The organism is Psychrobacter sp. MF31 (assembly GCF_012847335.1).
Lineage (GTDB): Bacteria > Pseudomonadota > Gammaproteobacteria > Pseudomonadales > Moraxellaceae > Psychrobacter.
On record NZ_JABBDX010000003.1, the window covers coordinates 199,442 to 216,694 of the forward strand.

Genomic DNA, 17,253 nt, shown 5'->3' on the forward strand with positions numbered 1-17,253 from the left:
AGGTATAATAAATTATTTGTCACAATTTTTAATGAAAAGTCTTATTATGACCCAAAACCCTGCTACCGTCCGTCTCATCCAATATTTGGTGGGGCTTGTCGTTGCCTGTTTGGCCTTGGCGCTGATATTAATACTGGCTGTTCCCATTGGTTTTTATGGAATGGCGATCTATTTGTCGCCCACCTTGCCAAGCGTTCAAGAAATCAAAACGGCAAGTCTTGAGATGCCGCTGCAGATCTATAGCCGTGATGACAAACTGATCGGTCAATATGGCAACCGCTTATCGCTTCCGGTCACTTTTGATCAAATTCCTAAAAACATGACCAATGCCTTTTTGGCAGCAGAGGATGCGACCTTTTTTCAGCACAGCGGTATTAGTATTAAAGGTCTGGGTCGCGCAGTCACCGAAGTGGTCACAGAAGATGATGGTCAAACCGGCGGCTCAACCATCACCATGCAGGTGGCTAAAAACTACTTTTTAAGCCCTGAGCGCACCTTAAACCGAAAGCTGACCGAGCTGTTTTTGGCGCGAAAAATGGAAGATGAGCTGAGTAAAAATGAGATTTTAACCTTATATGTGAATAAAATCTATTTGGGTGAAGGCGCTTATGGTATTAAAGCGGCTGCTAAAAAATACTACAGCAAATCGCTTGATCACTTAACCATTGCTGAGATGGCAATGCTGGCAGGATTGCCAAAAGCGCCCTCTAAATATAATCCTGTTGCCAACCCAAAACGCGCCCTGACCCGCCGCAACTGGATTATCGGTCGGATGCATGAGCTTGGCTATATCAGCGCCGCTGAGCGCGATCAAGCCTTAAAAGCACCAATCGGCTTGAAGCTTTATCAAGAAAAGCTTGATGTGAATATGCCTTATTTGGCAGAAATGGCGCGCTATGCTTTGGTCAACCGTTATGGGGATCAGGTGATTAATGGCGGCTGGCGCGTGCGCTTAACGGTTGACAGCCAAGCGCAAATTGACGCTGAAACTGCTGTGCTAAAAGGTTTGGTCGCTTATGACCACCGTCATGGCTGGCGCGGCGCAGAAGCTCACGACGAGCCGCTTGAAAAGTTCCACCGCTATGGCAGCATGTATCCGGCAAAAGTTTTAAACGTTGGCAGCCGAAGCTTTGATGCCTTGATGTCCTCTGGCGAAACCGTGACGGTCAATTGGTCAGGGATGAGCTGGGCGCGCAAATACTACTCTGCCGACCGCGTTGGCGGCTCGCCATCAAATGCCGGTCAAGTGGTCAGTAAAAATGACATCGTCCGCCTGATCAAAACTGACGGCGGCAACTGGAAGCTTGCTCAGCTTCCTAAAATCCAAGGCAGCTTGGTATCTTTAAATCCCGATACCGGCGCGGTCAATGCGTTGGTTGGGGGTTTTGATTTTGAGCACAGTAAATTTAACCGCGCCCTTCAAGGCTGGCGGCAACCGGGTTCCACTATCAAGCCGTTGGTTTATACCACCGCCCTTGAAAAAGGCTATCGCCCAGACAGTATCGTTTCTGACCGCCCAATCCAAGTGGGCAGCTGGCGACCTAAAAACTCTGACGGTCGTTTTTATGGTGACATGACGCTGCGCCGCGGCTTATATTTATCACGAAACTTGGTCTCGATCCGCTTACTACAAGCCGTTGGCATCTCAGACACCCGCAATTTATTGGATCAATTTGGTCTTGATAAAGAAAAGCTGCCTACCACTTTATCGTTAGCCCTAGGAACTGGGGAAGCTTCACCGCTACAAATGGCAACAGCTTATGCTACCTTTGCCAACGGCGGTCACCGCGTTCAGCCCTATTTTATTGAGCAAATTTACAACTACGACAATAAGCTGTTGTTCCAAGCCAATCCAAAGCAAGCTTGTGCCGTTTGTTTTAACGAGCAATTAGAAGACCTCAATAAAAAGCTGATTGAAGATCATAACGCTCCTGAAAAAGCGAAAGCTGAAGACGCTAGCAACAGCAACAAAGCCAAAGACAAATCAAAAGGTAAAAAAGGCAGTGAGCTCACTGCTGAAGAGCAAGAAAAAGCCAATGCGTTAAAGGCAGCAAAAGAAGCATTGATTTATGATGCCAGCCCAGCCGCTGATCGCTTAAAAGCGCCTGCGGTTCAATACGTTGTTGCTGCCCAAGCGCCGCGAATCTTGCAGCCACGAGTGGCTTATGAAATGGCAGATATCCTGCGCGATGTGGTTCAACGCGGAACCGCAAGACGCGCCTTAGCCCTTGGTCGAAGCGATATCGGAGGCAAAACTGGAACCACCAACGAAGCCAAAGATGCTTGGTTTGCAGGATTTCATCCAACCAATGCTACCGTTGTTTGGATGGGATTTGACCAGCCAACCCCTATGGGACGCCGCGAGTTTGGCGGTGTTGCTGCCCTTCCCGTTTGGATGGACTTTATGCGACCGCAGCTCAAAAATACGCCCCATCAATGGGTGTCTTTAAATAACCGTGCTAAATCTGAAAAGCAAAAGCAGCGCATTATTGAAATGACCGATGAAGGTTTGGTGGCATCTGATGACGACGATGAATTAGATGACGTAAAAAAACCAGTCGCTCCAAAACCTCAGCAGCGAAAACAGCCTGAGCTTGAAGAAGAACTTACCGATGGCGTCAGCAATCAGCGGTTACCAGCACAAAACCAAAAACCGCTAAACCCAACACCTGCAACAAAAATGCCGCCACTGGAATAATCTTAAAAATGGTAATGATAAAAAGCTGGCGCCAAGTCAGCTTTTTTTATTGAGCCGCTTAAAGCTTTAACTATAGTTGCAAGTTTGATCCTAACGGTGAGTAAGCAAAATGTTAATTACCCATAAAAAAAGCCAGCGTTTAAGCTGGCTTTTTTATTTTTTGCTAATACTTATAAGTTATCTTGACCAAGCTCTTGGGCAAAGGCTTCATCAAAGCTGGTAAAGTCTTTGTTCTCAGTGCTGGCGGTAATATCAAACGCCGCACTTAGATCATTGTCTTGAAGCGATTGCTCCAATTTTTCTTTTCGCGATCTGTGATAAGCAAGCCCAGTTCCCGCTGGAATCAAGCGACCAACCACCACGTTTTCTTTTAAGCCGCGAAGGTCATCGACTTTGCCAGTAACTGCCGCTGCTGTCAGCACGCGCGTGGTTTCTTGGAACGATGCTGCCGAGATAAAGCTTTCGGTTGCAAGGCTGGCTTTGGTGATACCAAGCAATTGACGCTCAAACTGAACGGGGAATTTATTTTCCGCAATCAATTTAGCATTTAATGCTTTGACATCCGCGTACTCAACCTGATCGCCTTTGAAGTAGCTTGAATCGCCGCCATCGGTTACTTCAACCTTGCGCAGCATTTGACGAATAATGACTTCGATGTGCTTGTCATTAATCTTCACGCCTTGCAAGCGGTAAACTTCTTGAACCTCGTTCACGATATAGTTAGCAAGCGCCGTTTCACCTTTTAAGCGTAAAATATCATGTGGGTTTTGCGGACCGTCAGCAATGACTTCACCGCGAGCCACCGTCTCATTTTCAAAGACGTTGATTTGACGCCATTTTGGAATCAGCTCTTCATGGACTTCGCCATCTTCATTGGTGATAATAAAGCGATTTTTGCCTTTGGTTTCTTTACCGAAGCTGACCACGCCGGTCATCTCAGCCATAATGGCGTGATCTTTAGGACGACGTGCTTCGAACAAATCAGCAACGCGCGGTAGACCACCGGTAATGTCCTTGGTTCCTGATGACGCTTGTGGAACGCGACCGAGTACCGATCCTGCAGCCACTTCTTCACCATCGCCAACACGGATAATGGTTTCAGCAGGAAGAAAGTAAACAACTTCTTTACCTTCATCTGTGTTTAAGATAATGGCTGGTCGCAAGTCTTTGGCGGCACTTGATCGATCACGCGTTGCCAAAATCTCAAACGAGCTCATGCCGGTTGCTTCATCGATCTTCACCGTGGCTGTCATACCATCGGTAATGTCGCTAAAACGCGCTTTACCGGCAAATTCTGTGATAATTGGATGAGTATGCGGATCCCATTTGGCAATGGTTTGACCGGCATCAACCAAGTCTTTATCACGAACTAACACGCTTGAGCCGTAAGGGACTTTATAGCGCTCACGCTCACGACCAAGCTCGTCCGTCAAGGCAATTTCAGCAGATCGCGAAACGATAACTAAGTGACCGTCAGTATGCTCAACCGTTTTCATATTATGGAACTGAACTTGACCGCCGTTACGAACGGAGATGCTGTTGTCCACAGAAGCCGAGCTTGCCGCCCCGCCCACGTGGAAGGTTCGCATGGTCAACTGAGTTCCCGGCTCACCAATAGACTGAGCTGCCATCACCCCTACAGACTCGCCAATGTTCACTTTATGACCGCGAGCCAAGTCACGACCATAGCACTGTGAGCAAACGCCATGAGCCACATCACAAGTGATGACGGAGCGAACCCAAATGTCATCAATCGCGTTTTCATCTAAAATCGTGACCCACTGCTCATCAATGAGCGTTCCTGCGGGCACTAAGACTTTTGAATCATCATCGTTGTAAGTCACATCACGAGCCGTCACCCGACCAAGTACCAAATCACCAAGTTTTTCGATGATTTCGCCACCTTGGATGTGCGGGGTCATAAGCAAACCTTGCTCAGTACCACAATCATCGCTGGTAATGACCAAGTCTTGCGCCACATCAACCAAACGGCGGGTTAAGTAACCTGAGTTTGCGGTTTTAAGCGCGGTATCTGCCAAGCCTTTTCGAGCACCGTGAGTTGAGATGAAGTACTGCAACACGGTCAAGCCTTCACGGAAGTTCGCTTTAATCGGCGTCTCAATGATCGAGCCGTCCGGTTTTGCCATCAATCCACGCATTCCGGCAAGCTGACGAATCTGAGCGGCGCTACCACGAGCCCCTGAGTCCGACATAATAAAGATTGAGTTAAAGGATTTTTGCTCTTCTTCCTCACCTTCAGCATTAATCACTTTATCGGTTGCTAAGTTGTCCATCATCGCTTTAGCAACTTTATCGTTGGTTCGTGACCAAATATCGACCACTTTGTTATAGCGCTCACCGGCGGTCACAAAGCCTTGCTCAAACTGATCTTCAATTTCGCGGACTTCAGCGTCTGCTAAATCGATAATTTGTTTTTTGCTTGGCGGGATGACCATGTCATCAAGACCAATTGACACGCCTGATAACGTTGCTTGCGCAAATCCAAGGTACATCATTTGGTCAGCAAACATGACACTGTCTTTTACGCCCATTTTACGGTAGCACGAGTTGATGAGGCGTGAGATGTTTTTCTTGGTCATCTCTTGGTTACACTCATCAAACGACATGCCTTTTGGCATCACATTCCAAATGAGCAATCGACCAGCCACGGTTTCTTTTAGACTGGTTTCTTTGGTTTTGTTGCCATCTTCATCGATATGCGTTTCAGTTACCCGAACTTTAATCTTGGCATTCACATGCAAGTCGTTTGAACCAATCGCACGAAGTGCTTCATTTACCGAGGCAAATACCATGCCTTCGCCTTTGGCATTGATTGCTGAACGGCTGATGTAATAAAGCCCTAAAACCACGTCTTGTGACGGAACAATAATCGGATCACCGTTTGCAGGCGATAAGATATTGTTGGTTGACATCATAAGCGCGCGCGACTCAAGCTGAGCCTCGAGCGTCAACGGCACGTGGACTGCCATTTGGTCGCCGTCAAAGTCGGCGTTAAACGCGGTACAAACGAGCGGATGCAACTGAATGGCTTTACCTTCAATCAATACCGGCTCAAATGCTTGCAATCCCAAACGGTGAAGCGTTGGCGCACGGTTAAGCAGCACAGGATGCTCGCGAATCACCATCGCCAGCATATCCCAAACTTGCGGCTCTTCGCGCTCGACCATTTTTTTGGCGGCTTTGATTGTGGTGGCTAAACCATGAGTCAATAGCTTGTTATAAGTAAATGGCTTGAACAGTTCAAGCGCCATTTTTTTAGGCAAGCCGCACTGATGCAAGCGCAGCGTGGGTCCTACTACGATGACCGAACGACCTGAGTAGTCAACCCGCTTACCAAGTAAGTTTTGACGGAATCGACCTTGCTTACCTTTAATCATGTCGGCAAGCGATTTCAAGGGACGCTTGTTGCTGCCAGTAATGGCGCGACCACGGCGACCGTTATCTAAAAGCGCATCGACCGATTCTTGAAGCATACGTTTTTCGTTACGAACGATGATGTCCGGCGCGTTCAGCTCAAGCAGGCGCTTTAAACGGTTATTACGGTTAATCACGCGGCGATACAAATCGTTCAGATCAGACGTTGCAAAACGACCACCTTCAAGTGGAACGAGCGGTCGCAAATCCGGTGGCAAGACTGGCAAAATGGTCATGACCATCCACTCAGGCTTGTTGTTTGAATCGCGAAACGCTTCAAGCAATTTTAGGCGCTTAGACATTTTTTTAAGCTTGGTTTCAGAGCCTGTTTGCGGAATGGCTTCACGAAGCTCATCGATTTCAACGTCCAAATCAATGTCTTTTAATAGGTCTTGAATCGCTTCTGCGCCCATTTTGGCAACAAATTCATCGCCAAACTCTTCAAGGGCTTTAAAATAATCTTCATCATCAAGAAGCTGATATTTTTCAAGACTGGTTAAACCCGGTTCTGTGACGATATAGCTTTCAAAATACAGGACGCGCTCGATATCACGAAGCGTCATATCAAGAAGCAAACCGATACGGCTAGGAAGCGATTTTAAAAACCAAATGTGCGCTACCGGACTTGCAAGATCAATATGACCCATTCGGTCGCGGCGAACTTTGGCGGTCGTGACTTCAACGCCACATTTTTCACAAATTACGCCTTGGAATTTACGGCGTTTATATTTTCCGCAAAGACATTCAAAGTCTTTGACAGGTCCAAAAATTTTGGCACAAAACAAACCATCGCGCTCAGGTTTAAACGTGCGATAGTTAATGGTTTCAGGTTTTTTGACCTCACCATGCGACCATGATTTGATGGTGTCAGGGGAAGCAAGGGTAATTTGAATACTATCAAACTCACGGCTGCCAGTTCCGGCAGAGCTTTGCATAATATCGAGTAAATCTTTCAAGTTGCGTCTCCGTTCTTTTAATCATCCGCAAGGGGTTAATCCTTGCAAACTGAAGGCAATGAATCAGGTTGAGATAACACCAAAAGCAGTCTCAATTGCGACCACTTTTGGTAAAAAAAGCAAAGCTTTTGGCTTAATTAAAGCTAGTTGCTTTCTTTTAACTCAATATTTATTCCCAGCGATTTGATTTCTTTGGTCAATACGTTAAATGATTCCGGCATTCCAGGGTCCATGTACTGCTCGCCATCGACAATGTTTTTGTACATTCGCGTCCGACCTTCAACGTCATCCGATTTAACGGTGAGCATCTCTTGCAAGGTGTAGGTTGCGCCATAAGCTTCAAGCGCCCAAACTTCCATCTCACCAAAGCGCTGACCACCAAATTGAGCTTTACCACCAAGCGGCTGCTGAGTGACTAGCGAGTAAGATCCAGTTGAACGCGCATGCATTTTGTCATCGACCAAGTGGTTGAGCTTGAGCATATACATGTAGCCGACGGTCACTTTACGGTCAAATTTTTGACCAGTTCTGCCATCATAAAGCGTTTGCTGACCGTCACGTGACAGCCCTGCAAGCTCAAGCAGCTCTTTGACTTGATGCTCATGAGCGCCGTCAAATACCGCCGTTCCCATTGGAACACCTTCACGTAAGTTACCCGCTAATGCAATGATATCATCATCCGTCAAGCTGTCTAAATCAACGCCTTCACCGCCAACTTGGTTATAAATTTTGTCTAAAAATTCACGAAGCTCGCTCACTGCCGCTTGGGCTTTGAGCATCCCATCAATTTTTTCACCAAGACCTTTAGCTGCCATTCCCAAATGCGTCTCAAGAACCTGACCGATGTTCATCCGCGAGGGTACACCAAGTGGGTTCAACACGATATCAACGGTGTTGCCATGCTCATCATACGGCATGTCTTCAACCGGCATGATTCGTGACACCACCCCTTTGTTACCATGGCGACCTGCCATTTTATCACCAGGCTGGATGCGGCGTTTCACTGCCAAATAAACTTTAACAATTTTTTGAACGCCATGCGCCAAGTCATCGCCTGCGGTCAATTTGCGTTTTTTCTCAGCAAATTTGCTGTCGATGTCTTTTTGCTTATCGACCAAGTAATCAGCAATCTGCACCAAACGCTCAGAGATTTCTTCTTCAACTGGCTGAATGTCAAGCAAGGTTTCAAGCGACATGTCTTTCATCGCCTCACTCGTCATGACCGTTCCAGCTTTAAGCCCTGCACCGCCGCTGACTTTTTGACCGTTGAGCAGGTTACTAATACGACCGCGAGCCGCTTCTTCAAAGATACGCAATTCTTCTTTTAAGTCTTTACGGTAGCTGTCAAGCTGCGACTTTTCAATCGCGCGAGCGCGAGCGTCTTTTTCAACGCCATCACGGGTGAAGACTTGAACGTCAATGACCGTGCCTTTGCTTGACGTTGGAACGCGAAGTGAGGTGTCTTTCACGTCCGCTGCTTTTTCACCAAAAATCGCGCGAAGTAGTTTTTCTTCGGGTGTTAATTGCGTCTCACCTTTTGGCGTCACTTTACCGACCAAAATATCACCGGCATCAACTTCTGCACCAATATAAACGATCCCTGCTTCATCCAAGTTAGAAAGCGCAGCTTCACCAACGTTTGGAATATCAGCGGTAATCTCTTCCGTACCAAGCTTCGTATCACGCGCCACACAAGTTAATTCTTGAATGTGGATCGTAGTAAAACGGTCTTCTTTCACCACTTTTTCAGACAATAAGATGGAGTCTTCAAAGTTGTAACCATTCCAAGGCATAAAGGCGATGCGGATATTTTGACCTAGCGCCAATTCGCCCAAATCGGTTGATGGACCATCGGCTAAAATATCGCCTGAGGCAATGCTGTCGCCTTGGTTGACAATGATGCGCTGGTTGATACACGTGTTTTGGTTAGAGCGGGTATATTTGATCAAGTTATAAATATCAATACCGGCTTCACCTGCGGTCATTTCTTCTTCGTTCACACGAACGACAATCCGCGAAGCATCCACATCTTCAATCACGCCACCACGTTTGGCAATCACACAAACGCCAGAGTCACGAGCAACGTGACGCTCCATTCCGGTGCCAACCAAAGGCTTATCGGCGCGAAGCGTTGGCACGGCTTGGCGCTGCATGTTTGATCCCATCAATGCTCGGTTAGCATCGTCATGCTCAAGGAACGGAATCAAGCTTGCGGCAACGGAAACAACCTGACTTGGTGACACATCCATATGCGTCACTTTATCTGCAGGCATCCGCACAAACTCGCCATAGCTACGAACGCTGACCATCTCATCGCTTAGCTCGCCATTGTCATTCATTGGCGAATCCGCTTGCGCAATCACTGTGCCAACTTCTTCGATCGCAGATAAGTACTCGATCTCATCAGTTACTTTGCCATCAACCACGCGGCGATACGGCGTTTCTAAAAAGCCAAAGCTGTTGGTTTTTGCAAAAACGGCTAATGAGTTGATCAAACCAATATTTGGACCTTCTGGCGTTTCAATCGGGCAGACGCGACCATAGTGAGTATCATGAACGTCACGAACCTCAAATCCTGCACGCTCACGGGTCAAACCACCAGGACCTAACGCTGAAACACGGCGCTTATGGGTAATTTCCGACAAGGGGTTATTTTGATCCATAAACTGTGACAACTGACTTGAACCAAAGAATTCTTTGATTGCCGCCGCCACTGGTTTTGAGTTGATCAAATCTTGTGGTGATAAGTTGTCAGATTCCGCTGAGCTTAGACGCTCTTTAACCGCACGCTCAACGCGAACCAGTCCCACGCGGAATTGGTTTTCAGCCATCTCGCCCACTGAGCGAATCCGGCGGTTTCCTAAATGGTCAATATCATCAACTTCGCCGCGACCGTTACGAATTTCGATCAGCTCTTTTAAAACATTGATAATGTCTTCATTGGTAAGAACGCTGCGGGCGCGCTGAACATCAGGATCATCGGTGTTTTCAAACTCAAGACCCAAGCGGCGGTTAAATTTCATCCGACCAACATTGGATAAGTCATAGCGATCGGCGTTAAAGAACATGCTTTCAAACAGCTTTTCAGCAGTATCAACCGTTGGTGGCTCGCCTGGTCGCATGACTTTATAAATTTCGATCAATGCTTCTTCACGGCTTGAGGTAGAATCAGCACGAAGGGTATCGGCAATATAAGTGCCTTGATCGATGTCATTGGTGAATAAAATGCTAAATTCTTTAATACCAGCAGCGCTGATTTTTACCAATAATTCGTGGTCAATCAAGGTATTCGCGCGAGCAATTACCTCGTCATCAACGATAATATCTTGAGCTAAAATGCGCTCATAAAGGTATTCATCAGGAACGGCAATTTTGGTCATTCCGGCTTCTTCAAGCTGACGAATTCGGCGCGCGTTAATGCGTTTGCCTTGCTCAACGATTACCTCACCTTCAGGCGATACGATATCGAACTGAGCCATCTCGCCACGAAGACGATCGGCAACAAGATCAATTTCAAACTGATCTTCACCTTTATAAACTGAAACTTTGTCAAAGAACAAATCTAAGATGGTTGCTGTATCAAGACCAAGCGCTCGTAAAATTATCGAGGCTAGCAGCTTACGGCGACGGTCAATCCGCGCAAATACCAAATCTTTGGCATCAAATTCAAAATCAAGCCATGAACCACGGTAAGGAATGATGCGAGCGTTATAAAGCACTTTACCACTGGAGTGCGATTTGCCTTTATCATGGTCAAAAAATACCCCAGGTGAGCGGTGCAATTGCGATACGATCACCCGCTCGGTACCATTAATAATAAACGTACCGTTAGCAGTCATGAGTGGAATTTCACCCATATAAACGCTTTGCTCACGAATGTCTTTAATCGCCGCTTTACTGTCTTTATCTTTGCTGTCTTTGTCTTTAATAATCAGACGGATTTTAACACGCATGGGAGCGGCAAACGTTGAACCGCGAAGGATACACTCGCGCTCATCAAATTCAGGAGTTCCTAAATAGTACTCAACAAACTGAAGCTCTGCATTTCCCGAATGACTTTCGATCGGAAAAATAGAGGAAAAAGCAGCTTGTAAACCAATATTCTCACGAGCTTTGGGCTTTTTATGCTCTTGCAAAAACTGCTCGTAAGAATCTACTTGAATAGACAATAAATAGGGAATGTCCATCACAGCGGGCAATTCAGCAAAACTTTTGCGAATACGCTTTTTTTCAGTATAGGAATATGCCATCGAAAGTCCTTACAGTAGTCGTGAAAACAATGAAAAAGCGTGACTTAGTGCCCTATCAGCCCTAAGATCACGAAAATGCTTACGTAACGCTAAACTATTTTCAATTAACCATTGCCTTGATTCATTTTAAGGAATATCCCAAAAAATAACTTCAAGTCAATCCTTAAATTAAATAATCTATGGCTTAAAATTAGAGGAAAAATAATTCAAGCTCAATGACATGGCGGTTTTTGTCAGAATTTCAATACCCAATAATTTAATATCTGATTGACAAATCATAATCAAAAATTAAATAATATGGTTAAATACAAAGAGTGACGGTGTCGATTTTCACTCTTATTACGCCTAGTAAAGCTTCATTATAAAATATAAAATCATAAAGCGCGCAGACGCAGAAAAATGCCAAACGTCAAATGACATTTAGCATCATCAAGAAAATAAAAATTCTGGCATTGGCACATGCATGTAAATTGTCTGTCCTTTTGATGGGTATCCACCAGATTATGCTTACAAAATGTTGGTAGACACAAAAGGTCAATTGACATATTTTAGCAAAAAAAAGCTGGCAATGCAAGCGCATTACCAGCTTTTTTAGAGCAAAACTTGAGCTTATTTTAACTCAACAGTTGCACCAGCTTCTTCAAGCTTTTTCTTCAATTCTTCAGCTTCGGCTTTAGACGCGCCTTCTTTGATAGGAGCTGGGGCGCTTTCAACTAAGTCTTTAGCTTCTTTTAAGCCAAGGCCAGTTGCTTCACGAACGGCTTTAATAACGCCAACTTTCTTGTCACCAAAGCCCGCTAGGATCACGTCAAACTCGTCTTTTTCTTCAGCAGCAGCAGCGCCTTCAGCAGCAGCAGGAGCGGCAGCAACAGCAGCGGCAGCAGTTACGCCGAATTTTTCTTCCATAGCGCTGATTAATTCAACGATGTCCATTACTGACATTTCAGCGATTGCGTTTAACACATCATCTTTAGATAGTGCCATGAGAACTCTCCGTTTTCTGATAAAATTTAAATAAATTTAACATCAATGCGGCAGGATAATTAATAATTGCCAATAGCATTGAGGTTAAAGGGTTAAAACAAGCAATTAAGCGGCTTCTTTTGCATCTTTGACTGCTGCTACAGTGCGAACAAATTTGCCAGGAACCTCTTTCATGGTACGAGCAAGCTTGGTCACTGGTGCTTTCATGGTTGCCATCAAGATTGCTAAAGCTTCGTCGCGAGTTGGTAACTTCGATACGCGCTCAAGCTCTTGTGGACCAAAGACTTCACCGCCAACTGAGATCAATTTGGTCTCAAGGGTTGGGTTTTCTTTGCTAAAGTCGTAAACGACGCGAGCAGCAGATCCCAAATCTTCCATTGAGAAAGCCAAAAGTAATGGCCCAGTTAGACTATCTGACATACACTCAAACTTTGTGCCTTCAAAAGCGCGTTTGGCAAGGGTATTTTTAACCACTTTTAAAACGACGCCTTTTTCACGGGCTTGTTCACGAAGCTTAGTAAGTTTCGCAACACCAATACCATGATATTCGGCAGCAACTGCTGAGTAAGCATTAGCAGCAACTTCAGACACTTCAGCCACAACTTGTTGTTTTTGTTCTAGCGTTAATGCCATAAGTTGACTCCTTAATCTTATCAAGCTTTTATCATTAATAATAAAAGCTGACTTGATACGACACATTATTTAAAGCAAAAAGCCTTTAAATAACGACTGATTACGGCACCGTTATCAGAATAAACATCGAGAAATAAAAAATTATTGCTCTATCATAAACTGTTTGGGTCACCGTCTGCGTAGGCCAATACAATCTTACGATTGCAATCAATTAACAAAGATCAAGCGCAAGCGCCTATCATCTTTTACCTACGGTCTTAGACAGCGCATAAGCTGCGCTGACCTAATTTTTAAAATAAGATTAAATAGCTTTTTTTAGCCTTGTTAAATAAGGGCTAAAAGCTGATTATTTTGCCACGCGGTAGGGTACAGGATCAATGCTCAGTCCTGGTCCCATAGTGCTTGATAGCGTAATTTTTTTGATGTAAACACCTTTTGAAGTTGCAGGTTTTGCACGCTTCAAATCATTAAGCAAGGCTTGAGCGTTTTGCTCAATTTGGTCTGCATTAAAGCCGATTTGACCAATCGTGGTATGGATGATACCCGCTTTGTCAACACGGTACTGCGCCTGACCTGCTTTAGTGTTAGCAACTGCTTCTGCAACGTTTGGTGTTACTGTGCCAACTTTTGGGTTTGGCATTAAGCCGCGAGGTCCTAGGATAGTACCAAGCTGACCTACAATTCGCATAGCATCAGGAGCGGCGATAACCACATCAAAGTCCATGTTGCCCGCTTTGATTTGCTCAGCCAAATCTTCAAAGCCTACGATATCTGCACCAGCTTCTTTAGCGGCTTCAGCAGCAGCGCCTTGAGCAAATACAGCAACGCGTTTGGTTTTGCCTGTTCCTGCAGGAAGATTGGTTGCACCACGAACTACTTGGTCTGATTTACGTGGATCAACGCCCAAGTTTACGGCGATGTCGATTGACTCTTTGAATTTTGCTGGTGGCAAATCATTAAGCAATTGCACCGCTTCTTCGAGGGTATAAAGCTTTTCGTTATCGATTCGGCTTTGGATTTCTTTTTGGCGTTTGGTAAGCTTACTCATTTACACACCCTCCACGGTGATTCCCATTGAACGGGCAGTTCCGGCAATGGTACGAACCGCTGCATCAAGATCAGCGGCAGTCAAGTCAGCGTCTTTGGTTTTGACGATTTCTTCTAACTGCTCACGGCTCACGCTTCCTACTTTAGAAGTGTTTGGCGTTCCTGATCCTTTAGCAATCCCAGCAGCTTTACGAAGTAAATAAGCGGCTGGTGGCGATTTCATGATAAAGGTGAATGACTTATCGCTATAAACGGTAATTTCCGTTGGGATAGGTAATCCTGGCTCTTGACTTGAAGTGGCGGCGTTAAATTCTTTACAGAACGCCATGATGTTCACCCCTTTTTGACCCAAAGCTGGACCAATTGGTGGTGAAGGGTTTGCTTTGCCAGCAGGCACTTGTAGTTTGATGTAGCCATCAATCTTCTTTGCCATGATTGTCTCCTTATTGGGTAATGACGCCTATTGATCAAAAAACAATAAGCTCCCCGGTTTAAAATTATTTAGTGCAGTTTTTCAACTTTACTAAATTCAAGCTCAACCTGAGTAGGTCGGTTAAATACGTTCACGGTCAATTGAAGCTTAGATTTTTCGTAATCCACTTTTTCAACCAACCCTTTAAAGTCAGTAAATGGACCGTCAATCACAAGTAGCTCTTCACCTGGTTCAAATAGCGTTTTCGGTCTTGGACTTGATTGCGATTGATTTAAGCGGTTTAAAATACGATCGGCTTCATTTTGGGTGATAGGCGCAGGCGTTTCAGGCGTTCCGCCGATAAATCCCATGATTCGCGGACATTCATTGACGATATGCCAAGTGTCATCGTTCATTTCCATTTGGATCAATACGTATCCTGGAAAAAACTTGCGCTCGCTTTTACGTTTTTTACCATCTTTCATTTCGATGACTTCTTCGGTGGGCACCAAAACATCACCGAACATTTCTGCAAATTCACTGCGCTTAATACGCTCGATCAGTGAGCGCTGCACTTGTTTTTCATATCCTGAAAACGCTTGGACAATATACCAACGCATTGGGCGCTCCTAATCTTTTTTTGTTGATCAATAAATTATCAGTCAGTCTTACTGTTATTAGCCGATAAAAACGCCAACAAACCAATTAAAAAAGTTATCTAACAGCCAAACAAAAAACCCAACAATCGCCATCACGACAAGGACTTGCCATGTGTATTGAAAGGTTTCATCTTTACTTGGCCAAGTGACGCGGCGCAGCTCAATCCCCGCATCTTTTAATAAAATCTTAAAAGCGCGCCCTTGATGGGTCAACGCCAAACAAACCAAAGCTATAATAATTAAAACGACGATCAGACCAATTCGTATCCAAACGTTGTTTGCTGGCTGCCAATAGCCGGGTAAATACTGATTGACTAATGTGGCGCCAATCAATAAGACAATAGCAATAAGCCAAAGCACGATGTCTTTGGCTGAACTGGTTTTTGCAACTTCGACTGCTGAACTTGCTGCCATATCTTGCTTCTGCTTACTCAGTAATCCGCCAGCGGTCGCATTGCTAGCAGATAACTTTGTATCAAGGTTATCATGCTCATTGCTCATAATGGACTCACGATGCCGGCTTACTACAAAGAGATAAAAAAGATGGCAGGCGATGTAGGACTCGAACCTACAACCCTCGGTTTTGGAGACCGATGCTCTACCAATTGAGCCAATCGCCTATAGGTGTTAAAGGTGAGCATTATACAATATTTCGATAAAATTGCAAGTATTTTGCTCATGATTTTTAAAATTTGCTGAAAAATAAATCTCAAGCTTATTTTACTTCATGCTCCTCTTTTTATTGCAAGCGATAATTAACGCTGAGGGCTAATATAGCAAGCTCAATGCTCAAAAACAAGCGCTTAACTGAATTAAATACCTGAATCTAGCCACAGTTTAGCCACAAAAAAACCGTCCAAATCGGACGGTTTTTTCAATCACTAGCAAGCGTTTGGATTAGTCACGAACGTTAGCTACAACGCCTGCGCCAACCGTACGACCGCCTTCACGGATTGCAAAGCGAAGACCTTTGTCCATCGCGATTGGGTGGATCAATTCCACGCCCATCTCAACGTTGTCGCCTGGCATAACCATTTCAGTGCCGTCTTGCAATTGGATCGCACCAGTCACGTCCGTGGTACGGAAGTAGAACTGTGGACGATAGCCATTCAAGAATGGGGTGTGACGACCACCTTCTTCTTTTGATAAGACGTAAACTTCAGCGTCAAACTTGGTGTGCGGGGTGATTGAACCAGGTTTTGCCAATACTTGACCACGTTGAACGTCTTCACGCTTGGTGCCGCGAAGTAGAACGCCACAGTTTTCACCAGCGCGACCTTCGTCAAGCAATTTGCGGAACATTTCAACACCGGTACAGGTGGTTTTTTGTGTTGGGCGAATACCGACGATTTCGATTTCGTCACCAACTTTTACGATTCCTGATTCAACACGACCAGTCACAACCGTACCACGACCTGAGATTGAGAAGACGTCTTCGATTGGCATGAGGAATGCTTTGTCGATGTCACGCTCAGGCTCTGGGATGTAGGTGTCAAGGGTGTTCAGTAGTTCTTGAACCGCAGGCTCACCGTATTTGCCGTCTTTGCCGTTTAGGGCTTCTAAAGCTGAGCCTTTGATGATTGGGGTGTCATCACCTGGGAAGTCGTAGTCGCTAAGTAATTCACGAACTTCCATTTCTACCAATTCAAGCAATTCTTCGTCATCAACCATATCGCATTTATTCATGAAGACGATGATGTACGGTACGCCTACCTGACGAGACAATAGGATGTGCTCGCGGGTTTGTGGCATTGGGCCGTCAGTGGCTGATACCACGAGGATTGCGCCGTCCATTTGAGCCGCGCCGGTGATCATGTTTTTAACATAGTCGGCGTGACCTGGGCAGTCGACGTGAGCGTAGTGACGCTCTGGGGTGTCATATTCAATGTGGCTGGTGTTGATGGTGATGCCACGCGCTTTTTCTTCAGGGGCGCTGTCAATGGCTGCGTAGTCTTTGGCTTCGCCGCCTGAGGTTTTTGCAGCAACGGTTGCAATCGCTGCGGTTAGGGTGGTTTTGCCATGGTCAACGTGTCCGATGGTGCCGACGTTGACGTGGGGCTTGTTGCGTTCAAACTTGGCCTTTGCCATGGAGTTTTCCTCTTTATTTGGGGGCAATCGCTAATATCAATCGACTGACCGCTTTTAAATAATTGTTAATCAGATAAGACAAACAAGTTGC

The 17,253-nt window shown here is 45.5% G+C and carries 10 protein-coding genes and 1 tRNA gene; 1 reads left to right on the plus strand and 10 read right to left on the minus strand.

The genetic code is table 11. The features are described from left to right. The first annotated feature begins 46 nt into the window (after nucleotides 1–46). The gene (locus tag HF322_RS05925; RefSeq protein ID WP_169392484.1) at nucleotides 47–2,698 is read left to right on the plus strand and encodes a penicillin-binding protein 1A; all 2,652 of its coding nucleotides are present in this window, start codon (nucleotides 47–49) and stop codon (nucleotides 2,696–2,698) included. A 170-nt stretch (nucleotides 2,699–2,868) separates the two neighbouring features. On the opposite strand, the gene rpoC is transcribed toward HF322_RS05925, so the two are convergent. The 10 genes from rpoC to tuf all read right to left on the minus strand — a co-directional run bounded on the left by rpoC (nucleotide 2,869) and on the right by tuf (nucleotide 17,162). Further along, on the minus strand, nucleotides 2,869–7,089 hold the full coding sequence (gene rpoC, locus HF322_RS05930) for a DNA-directed RNA polymerase subunit beta' (protein ID WP_169392485.1): 4,221 nt from the start codon (nucleotides 7,087–7,089) through the stop codon (nucleotides 2,869–2,871). 143 nt (nucleotides 7,090–7,232) lie between these two features. After that, nucleotides 7,233–11,339 (minus strand): DNA-directed RNA polymerase subunit beta, encoded by a 4,107-nt coding sequence (rpoB, locus tag HF322_RS05935; protein WP_169392486.1) that lies wholly within the window; start codon nucleotides 11,337–11,339, stop codon nucleotides 7,233–7,235. 609 nt (nucleotides 11,340–11,948) lie between these two features. Further along, the gene (rplL, locus tag HF322_RS05940) at nucleotides 11,949–12,323 is read right to left on the minus strand and encodes a 50S ribosomal protein L7/L12 (protein WP_169392487.1); all 375 of its coding nucleotides are present in this window, start codon (nucleotides 12,321–12,323) and stop codon (nucleotides 11,949–11,951) included. 105 nt (nucleotides 12,324–12,428) lie between these two features. Further along, nucleotides 12,429–12,956 (minus strand): 50S ribosomal protein L10, encoded by a 528-nt coding sequence (rplJ, locus tag HF322_RS05945; protein ID WP_169392488.1) that lies wholly within the window; start codon nucleotides 12,954–12,956, stop codon nucleotides 12,429–12,431. A 346-nt stretch (nucleotides 12,957–13,302) separates the two neighbouring features. Further along, nucleotides 13,303–14,004, minus strand: coding sequence for a 50S ribosomal protein L1 (rplA, locus tag HF322_RS05950; protein ID WP_169392489.1), 702 nt, complete (start codon nucleotides 14,002–14,004; stop codon nucleotides 13,303–13,305). Further along, nucleotides 14,005–14,436, minus strand: coding sequence for a 50S ribosomal protein L11 (rplK, locus tag HF322_RS05955; RefSeq protein ID WP_169392490.1), 432 nt, complete (start codon nucleotides 14,434–14,436; stop codon nucleotides 14,005–14,007). A 68-nt stretch (nucleotides 14,437–14,504) separates the two neighbouring features. Further along, nucleotides 14,505–15,035, minus strand: a complete 531-nt coding sequence (gene nusG, locus HF322_RS05960; protein ID WP_169392491.1) for a transcription termination/antitermination protein NusG — start codon at nucleotides 15,033–15,035, stop codon at nucleotides 14,505–14,507. Between the two features lie 57 nt (nucleotides 15,036–15,092). Further along, a complete protein-coding gene (secE, locus tag HF322_RS05965) occupies nucleotides 15,093–15,575 on the minus strand; it encodes a preprotein translocase subunit SecE (RefSeq protein WP_169392492.1) in 483 nt (160 codons plus the stop codon). A 43-nt stretch (nucleotides 15,576–15,618) separates the two neighbouring features. Further along, nucleotides 15,619–15,694: transfer RNA gene (locus HF322_RS05970), tRNA-Trp, on the minus strand. 277 nt (nucleotides 15,695–15,971) lie between these two features. Continuing rightward, a complete protein-coding gene (tuf, locus tag HF322_RS05975; protein ID WP_169392111.1) occupies nucleotides 15,972–17,162 on the minus strand; it encodes an elongation factor Tu in 1,191 nt (396 codons plus the stop codon). Nucleotides 17,163–17,253 lie beyond the last annotated feature (91 nt).

What these genes read in the sequence shown, in the direction of transcription:
- HF322_RS05925 (WP_169392484.1), top strand. Translation starts at nt 47, where the DNA reads ATGACCCAAAACCCTGCTACCGTCCGTCTCATCCAATATTTGGTGGGG.
- nusG (WP_169392491.1), bottom strand. Translation starts at nt 15,035, where the DNA reads ATGCGTTGGTATATTGTCCAAGCGTTTTCAGGATATGAAAAACAAGTG.
- rplA (WP_169392489.1), bottom strand. Translation starts at nt 14,004, where the DNA reads ATGAGTAAGCTTACCAAACGCCAAAAAGAAATCCAAAGCCGAATCGAT.
- rplL (WP_169392487.1), bottom strand. Translation starts at nt 12,323, where the DNA reads ATGGCACTATCTAAAGATGATGTGTTAAACGCAATCGCTGAAATGTCA.
- tuf (WP_169392111.1), bottom strand. Translation starts at nt 17,162, where the DNA reads ATGGCAAAGGCCAAGTTTGAACGCAACAAGCCCCACGTCAACGTCGGC.
- secE (WP_169392492.1), bottom strand. Translation starts at nt 15,575, where the DNA reads ATGAGCAATGAGCATGATAACCTTGATACAAAGTTATCTGCTAGCAAT.
- rpoB (WP_169392486.1), bottom strand. Translation starts at nt 11,339, where the DNA reads ATGGCATATTCCTATACTGAAAAAAAGCGTATTCGCAAAAGTTTTGCT.
- rplK (WP_169392490.1), bottom strand. Translation starts at nt 14,436, where the DNA reads ATGGCAAAGAAGATTGATGGCTACATCAAACTACAAGTGCCTGCTGGC.
- rplJ (WP_169392488.1), bottom strand. Translation starts at nt 12,956, where the DNA reads ATGGCATTAACGCTAGAACAAAAACAACAAGTTGTGGCTGAAGTGTCT.